This window comes from Rugamonas sp. (genome assembly GCF_025354735.1).
Taxonomy (GTDB): Bacteria; Pseudomonadota; Gammaproteobacteria; order Burkholderiales; family Burkholderiaceae_D; genus Rugamonas.
On sequence record NZ_JANXMI010000055.1, the window covers coordinates 1 to 5,772 of the forward strand.

Here is a 5,772-nt window from a genome sequence, read left to right on the forward strand (position 1 = left end):
GACCACGGTTTCGAGAGATTCATTCGAAACCGTGGTCTGACCCCGGTTTCCGCGCCGCCGCATACTCCCGTTCCCGTTCCCGACCTCGACTAGCGGTCGCCTTATCTGGCCGCGGCGCGCTGCGGCGCCACCGGCAGTTCAATCTCCACGCACAGCCCACCGTCGGGCCGATTACTGGCCGCGATGCTGCCGCCATGCGCCAGCACTACATGCTGCGCGATCGCCAGTCCCAGTCCGTGTCCCTCGATATCCTTATGCATGCCGCTGGCGCGGAAGAACGGCTGGAAGATCGCATCGAGATCGGCCGCCGGCACACCGGGCCCGCGATCGAGCACGCGGATGCAGAGCCGGCGCGCATCCGGCACCGCGCGCAGCTGTAGCTCCACCACGCCGCCGTCGTCGCTATGCTTGATGGCGTTGCGCACCACGTTCTCGATGGCGCGCCCCAGCAAATCGGCCTGGCCGATCACGCGCACATCGGCCTCGCCCTCGCGCACCACGCTGCGGCGCTGGGCCGCCGCCTCGAAGCTGGCGTCGTCGGCGATCTGGTCGAGCAGGTCGGCCATGCTGATCTCCTCCTGCGCCGCGCTGATCGCGCCGGCCTCCAGGCGCGCCAGCGTCAGCAACTGGCCCACCAGCAGATCCATGCGCACGCTTTCGCGCTCGATGCGCTCCATCGACGCCGCCATCTTGTCCGGCTGCTGGTGCGCGAGGCCGATCGCCGCTTGCAGGCGCGCCAGCGGCGAACGCAGTTCGTGCGATACGTCGTGCAGCAACCGGGTCTGGCCGTCGATCAGATTGCGCAGCCGCGCCGTCATGCGGTCGAAATCGCGCCCGAGGTCATTGAGTTCGCTGCCACGCTTGCCCGCGATGCCGGCGAAGCGCGGCGCCAGGTCGCCACCCGATGCCGCCTCGAACGCCAGCCGCAACTCGCGGATCGGCCGCGAAAAATACCAGGCCAGCAGCACCGCCATCAACAGGCTGGCGGTGACGGCGGCCGCAATCGGCACGAACGGCGTCAGTGGCTGGAAGCGCGGGCCGGGCGGCGGTCCGCCATGCTCACCGCCGTCCGGCGGCGGCTCCATACCGGGACGCCCTCCGGCGGCGGCCCACCGCGACCACCGCCGTCCGCGCCCGGCGGCGGTTCGCCGGGACCGCCGCCCTCGGCGTCCAGCGGCCCCGGACCGGAGGCGGCCAGCCCCGCCAGCAGCGGTCGTGGCGACGAAGCGTCGATCCCGCTTTGGTGCGCCCGCGATGGCAGGAACAAGAGATAGCGCTTGCCGTCGCCGTCGGTGACGCGCCGCACCACGCGTGCGTCGCCGCCCTGATTGAGCAGATAGCGCGCCTCGACCAGCATGCTGCGCGTGACGATGCGGCCCAGCAGCTCGTGGTCCTGATCGTCGACCACGAACACGCGGTGCCGCTCCATGGTGCCGAGCAGCGCGCGCAAAGCCTTCGGCCCGCCGAATTCCAGCGTCGCCGCCGAGGCGTTGATCGCCAGTTCGGCCGGCGGGCTGGTATCGAGATCGATGGTGGCCAGCTGCTGCGGCGTGGCGCGGTGCTTGAGCCAGACGGCGCCGCCGATGCCGACGGTGGCGGCCAGCTGCGCCAGCAAAATCGACAGGAAGAACTTCCAGAACAATCGGCCCACGGGCTACTCCTTAATCAGCTGGTAGCCCAGGCGGTACACGGTTTGCAGGCAGGAGCGGCCGTCGGCGATGGTGCCCAGCTTGTGGCGCAAGCTGCTCAGGTGGACGTCGATGTTGCGGTCGAAGCGCGCCATCGGCCGTCCCAGTCCCTGCTCGGACAGGACGTTCTTGCTGACCGGCTTACCGGCGTGGCGCGCCAGCACTTCGAGCAGATTGAATTCGGTGCTGGTCAATTCCAGCGCGGCGCCGGCCCACGTCGCGCGGCGCTGCTCCGGCCACATGGCCAGCTGGCCCACTTGCAGCGAACTGGCGGCGGAAGCGTCGCGCGATTGCCCCTGCGCGCGGCGCAGGATGGCGCGGATGCGCGCGGTCAGTTCGCGCGGCGTGCACGGCTTGGCCACGTAATCGTCGGCGCCCAGTTCCAGGCCGACGATGCGGTCGGTGTCGTCGCCGCGCCCCGTCAGCATCAGGATCGGCAGCTGGCTGCGGCCACGGATGCGACGCAGCGTCTCGAGCCCGTTCATGCGCGGCATCATCACATCGAGAATGGCGATCGCATACAGGCCGCTCAGCGCGGCGGCGGCGCCGGCCTCGCCGTCGTGCACGGCCTTCACCTCGAAGCCTTCCTGCTCCAGGTATTCCTGGAACATGCCGACCAATTCTACGTCGTCGTCTATCAGCAGTACCTTGCTCATTGCGTGCTTTATCAGTGTGGCGATGCGGCCATCATAACAAAACGGCGCCCCGCGCCGCCTGCTTTTACGCGCTTTTACACGCGCCGGTGGGGCCGTTTCCGGCACCGCCTTTACACCGTTTTACGTTCGCCTAACGGCGCTTTACACGTATCGATTTCACAATGGCCGCTCCATAAGACCACTGGGATATCCCCTCTATGAAACTGAATCCGCAATGCATATCGAAGTGTGCATCGACGCGTGTATTAACGCTGATGCTGACCGCCGCACTGCGCTGCCGCTGTTCGCCAGGGCCGATGACGGCGCGCCGCCGCCGATGCCGCCGCCGCACGGCGATGGCATGCCGCCCCATGGCGATGGCGATGGACCGCGCGGCGATGGCCCGCATGACGGTGCGCCGTTCTTCGGCCCCGGCATGGACGACGGCGCGCCGCCATTCCTGCGCGGCCTGGAACTGAGCGAGGCGCAGCAGGACAAGGTGTTCGCGATTTTGCATGCCGAAGCGCCGTACCTGCGCGATCAATCGAAGGTGGCCGAGAAGTCGCACGCCGCGTTGCGCGCGATGTCCGACGGCGGCGCCTATGACGACGCCAAGGCCATCGCGTCGGCGCAGGCCGGCGCCCAGGCGATGGCCAACATCATGCTCCAGCATCTGCGCAGCGAACAAAAAATCCTGGCGCTGCTGACGCCGGAGCAGCGCAAGCAGATGGCCGACGATCAGCAGCAACGGCAGCAGCACCAACATCATCCCGGCCATCCGCCACAGCCCTGAGCCGCGTTTTCGATAGGCGTCAGCGACAGCTCAAGCAGCACCGGCAGCAGCGGAACCCTCATCAACGCCACCGTGTGAGATGCACGCCTCCACACAGGAAGCCTGATGAAATATGGCTTCCTGCCGATAGCGGCAGCGATTTATCTATTGGAGTTTGTATGAAGTCACATCACGAAGCGCACGATCACAGCCTCGCGGCCGACCTTGACGCAATGCTTAACCTCGCCGGCAACCGGCGGAAGTCGCTGCGCTGGCTGCTGGCCGGCGCCGCCACGCTGCCGGTACTGGGTTGCGGCGGCGAGTCCGGCAGTTCGACCGCCAGCACCGCCGCCAGCACGACAGCGCCGGTCATCGACGTCGGCGCCGCCACAGGCACGCCGCCATCGAGCGGCAGCGGCACCATCGTTACCTCGCCCAACGGCGCCTGCTCGGTCATTCCCGAAGAAACCGGCGGCCCGTATCCGGCCGACGGCACCAACAGCAACGGCAGCGGCGTGGCCAACGTGCTGACATTATCGGGCGTGGTCCGCAGCGATATCCGCAGCAGCTTTAACGGCGCCGCCGGCGTCGCGGCCGGCGTGCCGTTGACGATCAAACTACAGATCGTCAACGTCAGCGGCAATTGCAGCACGCTCGAAGGCTACGCGGTCTATCTGTGGCACTGCGACCGCGATGGCGACTACTCGCTGTATTCGAACGGCGTCACCACGCAAAATTATCTGCGCGGCGTGCAGGCGGCCGACAGCGGCGGCAACGTCACGTTCGAGTCTATCTTCCCGGCCTGCTATTCGGGCCGCATGCCGCACGTGCACCTGGAAGTGTATCCATCGCTGGCGAAAAGCGTCAGCGCCGCCAACCGCATCAAGACCACCCAGTTCACCTTCCCGATGGCGACGCTGAACCAGGTCTACGCCACCGCCGGCTACAGCGCCAGCGTGGCCAACCTGGCGCAGACCAGCTACGCGACCGACATGGTGTTCAGCGACGGCACGTCGCTGCAAATGGCCACCGTCACCGGCAACGTCAGCGACGGCTATGTCGTCACGCTCACCATCGGCGTCGCCGCCTGATCCGGCGCGGCGGCGCAGCACCAAGTGCCGCGCCGCCGCGCCGCTTTTTTTACGCCTGCCGCACGCAATCGACGAAGTAACCGCGCTTGCCGTCGACTTCACGCTTGACCAGTCCGTGGACGTCGGTCTCGAAGCCGGGGAAACGCTCGTTGAAGTCGCGCGCGAAGCGCAGGTAATCGACGATGGTCTTGTTGAAGCGCTCGCCCGGAATCAGCAGCGGAATACCCGGCGGATAAGGCGTCAGCAGGATCGACGTGATGCGGCCTTCCAGATCGTCGATCGCCACCCGTTCGATTTCGCGGTGCGCCATCTTGGCGAAAGCGTCCGACGGCTTCATGGCCGGGATCATGTCCGACAAATACATCTCGGTCGTCAGGCGCGCGACGTCGTAGGCTTTGTAGAAATCGTGGATCTGCTGGCACAGATCGCGCAGGCCCATTTTTTCGTAGCGCGGATTGGCGACGGCGAATTCCGGCAGGATGCGCCACATCGGCTGGTTCTTGTCGTAGTCGTCCTTGAACTGCTGGAGCGCCGTCAACAGCGTGTTCCAGCGGCCCTTGGTGATCCCGATGGTGAACATGATGAAGAACGAGTACAGCCCGCACTTCTCGATGATGACGCCGTGTTCGGCCAGGTATTTGGTGACGATGGACGCCGGAATCCCGGTCTCGCCGAATTTACCGTCCAGCGACAGGCCCGGGTTGACGATGGTGGCCTTGATCGGATCGAGCATGTTGAAGCCCGGCGCCAGCTTGCCGAAGCCGTGCCAGTCGTCCTCGGCGCGTATCATCCAGTCTTCGCGCGAGCCTATGCCTTCGTCGGCGAATTCGTCCGGACCCCAGACCTTGAACCACCAGTCCTTGCCCCACTCGTTGTCGATCTTTTTCATCGCGCGGCGGAAGTCCAGCGCCTCGATGATCGATTCTTCGACCAGCGCCGGGCCGCCCGGCGCTTCCATCATCGCGGCGGCGACGTCGCACGAGGCGATGATCGAATACTGCGGCGACGTCGAGGTGTGCATCAGGTAGGCTTCGTTGAACGCGTCCCGATCCAGCTTGACGGTCTCCGATTCGCGCACCAGCACCTGCGATGCCTGCGACAGGCCCGCGAGCAGCTTGTGGGTCGACTGGGTCGAGAAGATCATCGACTCCTTGGCGCGCGGACGATCCTTGCCGATGGCGTGCATGTCCTTGTAAAAATCGTGGAAGGTGGCGTGCGGCAGCCACGCTTCGTCGAAGTGCAGCGTGTCGATCTTACCGTCCAACATTTCGCGCAGCGTCTCGACGTTGTAGATCACGCCGTCGTAGGTCGACTGCGTGATGGTCAGGATGCGCGGTTTCTTGTTCACGGCTTCGCGCGCGAAGGGATTGGCTTCGATCTTGCGGGCGATGCTCTCGGGCGTGAATTCTTCCAGCGGGATCGGGCCGATGATGCCGAGGTGATTCCGGGTCGGCATCAGGAACACGGGTATGGCGCCGCACATGATGATCGAGTGCAGGATGGACTTGTGGCAGTTGCGGTCGACCACGACGATGTCGCCGGGAGCGACCGTCGAGTGCCACACCATCTTGTTCGACGTCGAGGTG

General features: G+C 65.9%; 6 protein-coding genes. 2 read left to right on the plus strand and 4 right to left on the minus strand.

From position 1 onward, the window contains the following. Nucleotides 1–101: 101 nt before the first annotated feature. The 3 genes from Q0S71_RS05915 to Q0S71_RS05925 are packed head-to-tail and all read right to left on the minus strand — an operon-like array spanning nucleotide 102 to nucleotide 2,344. Nucleotides 102–1,085 carry an ATP-binding protein gene (locus tag Q0S71_RS05915; protein WP_295992789.1) on the minus strand — a complete coding sequence of 328 codons (984 nt, stop codon included), beginning with the start codon at nucleotides 1,083–1,085 and terminating at the stop codon, nucleotides 102–104. Continuing rightward, entirely contained in the window at nucleotides 1,019–1,651 is a 633-nt protein-coding gene (locus Q0S71_RS05920; protein WP_295992792.1) for a hypothetical protein, read from the minus strand. Before Q0S71_RS05920 ends, Q0S71_RS05915 begins: the two co-directional genes overlap by 67 nt. Nucleotides 1,652–1,654: 3 nt before the next feature. Then, nucleotides 1,655–2,344: a response regulator transcription factor gene (locus Q0S71_RS05925; protein ID WP_295992794.1), complete on the minus strand. Its 690-nt coding sequence runs from the start codon at nucleotides 2,342–2,344 to the stop codon at nucleotides 1,655–1,657. A 214-nt stretch (nucleotides 2,345–2,558) separates the two neighbouring features. On the opposite strand from Q0S71_RS05925, the gene Q0S71_RS05930 reads away from it, so the two are divergent. Together Q0S71_RS05930 and Q0S71_RS05935 are read left to right on the plus strand one after the other, a co-directional pair. Then, nucleotides 2,559–3,116 (plus strand): Spy/CpxP family protein refolding chaperone, encoded by a 558-nt coding sequence (locus Q0S71_RS05930; RefSeq protein WP_295992796.1) that lies wholly within the window; start codon nucleotides 2,559–2,561, stop codon nucleotides 3,114–3,116. Between the two features lie 158 nt (nucleotides 3,117–3,274). Continuing rightward, nucleotides 3,275–4,186, plus strand: coding sequence for an intradiol ring-cleavage dioxygenase (locus tag Q0S71_RS05935; RefSeq protein WP_295992799.1), 912 nt, complete (start codon nucleotides 3,275–3,277; stop codon nucleotides 4,184–4,186). Between the two features lie 49 nt (nucleotides 4,187–4,235). Here the strand turns inward: Q0S71_RS05935 and Q0S71_RS05940 are convergent. Continuing rightward, the coding region (locus tag Q0S71_RS05940) for an aminotransferase class I/II-fold pyridoxal phosphate-dependent enzyme (RefSeq protein ID WP_295992800.1) at nucleotides 4,236–5,772 on the minus strand (1,537 nt) is incomplete at its 5' end.

What these genes read in the sequence shown, in the direction of transcription:
- Q0S71_RS05935 (WP_295992799.1), top strand. Translation starts at nt 3,275, where the DNA reads ATGAAGTCACATCACGAAGCGCACGATCACAGCCTCGCGGCCGACCTT.
- Q0S71_RS05925 (WP_295992794.1), bottom strand. Translation starts at nt 2,344, where the DNA reads ATGAGCAAGGTACTGCTGATAGACGACGACGTAGAATTGGTCGGCATG.
- Q0S71_RS05930 (WP_295992796.1), top strand. Translation starts at nt 2,559, where the DNA reads ATGCATATCGAAGTGTGCATCGACGCGTGTATTAACGCTGATGCTGAC.
- Q0S71_RS05915 (WP_295992789.1), bottom strand. Translation starts at nt 1,085, where the DNA reads ATGGAGCCGCCGCCGGACGGCGGTGAGCATGGCGGACCGCCGCCCGGC.